We start from the raw sequence: 1,700 nt of genomic DNA, 5'->3' as shown, positions 1-1,700 counted from the left end.
CATCGCATTGAACCAACGATTCTACATCACCCATCAGTCATTTAAAATAGTTGGAATTGACCGCACGATGAATGGCATCATCCAATTGAGTTGTCTAATGGATAGCATAAATACAGCTTATGATGACGTGGAACATAACATTTCTGACCGATGGAAGTACGAGATTGCTCATACCTACGCATTACATATCAATCACGGAACGATAACCTATGTACGGCTCAACGAAATAATACCGTTGAATGTGACCGCTACGGATAACGGGAATGAGATGGTTAATCCAGCCATAACTTTCATTTCAAGCGATCCGAATGTGGTTAGTGTAGATCAGCAAGGACAGATTATGGGCATCGCTTTAGGACAAGCAAGCATCACCGCAAAACTAACGTATCACCCCACAGTACGGAGTACCCTTGAATTGAGAGTCGTTGAAACGGGAACACATATCTATTCGATAGCCATTACCGGCAATTCTATGCTCAAAACAGGCCAAAGCGCCTCATACGTTAGTCATATTTATGATCATGGGACAGAAGTGTTCGACCAGTCTGTAGAGTGGAGCCTAAGGAATCAAGATGATTCAATTCCGATCATGGGGAGCATAACAGCGAGTACAGGAAATAGCGTGACTGTGAAAGCCGGAAGCAGTAGTGGTGCGATTAACAAAGCATTAATATTAACAGCCACATTAGTAAGCGATCCTAACATTGCCATAGAAAAGACCATTAGCCTTAAGAATTTATTTTAATCTTTATTATCTATCGGCTTGCCTTAGAGGTGAGCCATTTTTTATTTCAAAGGAGCACATACATATGCAACGAAAATCTATCGACTACCTACTGAGTCTAAGCCTATTAAAGCAATTGAGATCACAACATGTCATTACAGAAGAAGAGTTCATCGCGATTGATGAGCTTAATAAAAAATCTTTCAAGTAGCTATCACATGGGCAGAAATGGACTTGATGATGTGCCGCAAGCATTATACCATGTGACCGTATAAAGAAGATATGGAAGGGAGAAACACCTATGGCACAAGCCGCAACCGCAAAAAAAGTCGTCGTCGTTCCCATTAAAACGATGGACATCGTAGAGGGAATTCAACCGATTCTAAAGAAGAAAGTCGCTGCCTATTGCCGAGTCAGTACAGATTCCGAGGAGCAAAAGGAAAGCTACACCAATCAGGTCAATCATTATACAAAGTACATTCAAAACAACTTGGAATGGGAAATGGCTGATATTTACGCAGATGAAGGCATCACCGGTACCACCACTAAAAATAGAATACATTTTAATCGGATGATACAGGATGCACGAAATGGTAAACTGGATCTGATACTGGTCAAGTCGATTTCGAGATTTGCTAGGAATACACTGGATTTATTGAAATATGTACGGGAACTGAAAAGTCTCGGAGTCGCCGTATTCTTTGAACGGGAGAACATTAATACGCTAGATACCACAGGTGAGGTATTGCTGACCATCCTGAGTTCCCTTGCCCAAGACGAGAGTCGGAATATTTCTGAAAACAGCCGATGGGGAATATTGCGTGGCTTCCAAAACGGCAAAGTCTTCTGCAACACGACTCGCTTCCTTGGCTATGATAAGGATGAACATGGTGAATTGGTCATTAATGAGAAGGAAGCCGAGATTGTGCAACGCATATATGAGGAGTATTTGGATGGCAAAAGTTATCAGGCGATA

At 41.7% G+C, this 1,700-nt stretch carries 2 protein-coding genes and 1 pseudogene; all 3 read left to right on the top strand.

Annotated features, from left to right (window positions below; genetic code table 11):
* Nucleotides 1–745, top strand: a pseudogene (locus L696_RS30795) (hypothetical protein); the annotation flags it as partial.
* A 64-nt stretch (nucleotides 746–809) separates the two neighbouring features.
* Nucleotides 810–935 carry an SHOCT domain-containing protein gene (locus L696_RS32435; protein WP_010348683.1) on the top strand — a complete coding sequence of 42 codons (126 nt, stop codon included), beginning with the start codon at nucleotides 810–812 and terminating at the stop codon, nucleotides 933–935.
* A 90-nt stretch (nucleotides 936–1,025) separates the two neighbouring features.
* Nucleotides 1,026–1,700: recombinase family protein (locus tag L696_RS0100585; protein ID WP_025681910.1), on the top strand; the 675-nt coding region annotated here is incomplete at its 3' end.

This window comes from Paenibacillus maysiensis, assembly GCF_000520815.1.
Taxonomy (GTDB): Bacteria; Bacillota; Bacilli; order Paenibacillales; family Paenibacillaceae; genus Paenibacillus; species Paenibacillus maysiensis.
The sequence above is the reverse complement of the archived record's forward strand: the minus strand, read 5'-3'. Positions and strand labels throughout refer to the sequence as shown.